General features: G+C 62.4%; 1 protein-coding gene. It reads right to left on the bottom strand.

The window, feature by feature from the left end; all coding sequences use genetic code 11:
- Positions 1–175: putative ATP-grasp-modified RiPP (gene tgmA / locus AB0C16_RS40915; RefSeq protein ID WP_357691610.1), on the bottom strand; the 175-nt coding region annotated here is incomplete at its 3' end.
- Positions 176–378 lie beyond the last annotated feature (203 nt).

Genomic DNA, 378 nt, shown 5'->3' with positions numbered 1-378 from the left:
CCGACGACATGGTCACCGTGCCTTTCGTCATGTCCACGATCGCGCCGTGGGTGTCGTGGAAGTGGGTGAGCTGAGTTCCGGGATCGAACGTGATGGTGTCGTACTCGGGCGCTGCTGGGGGAAGCTGGGTCATCCGACCCAACCCCCAAGGTCGTACGGTCTGGTCAGTGGACATGTCACAAGGTCCCGTCTCCATCGGAGAGCGAACCTCCGTGTGAGGTTCTGATCGGAAGCTAGTGCCGCATCAGGCCACGTTCGCCCTGTTGATGATCCTGCGTAGGCGGGGGTTGTGAGTGTTGCGGTTGCGCCAGGCGATGTAGCGGCGGATCATGCTGCCCTGCTCGCGGTGGCTGGCATGGTCTGTGCCGTTGAGGGTGA

The organism is Nonomuraea sp. NPDC048916 (genome assembly GCF_040649575.1).
GTDB lineage: Bacteria > Actinomycetota > Actinomycetes > Streptosporangiales > Streptosporangiaceae > Nonomuraea.
Note: the sequence above shows the minus strand (reverse complement) of the source record. Positions and strands in the feature narration are given on the sequence as shown.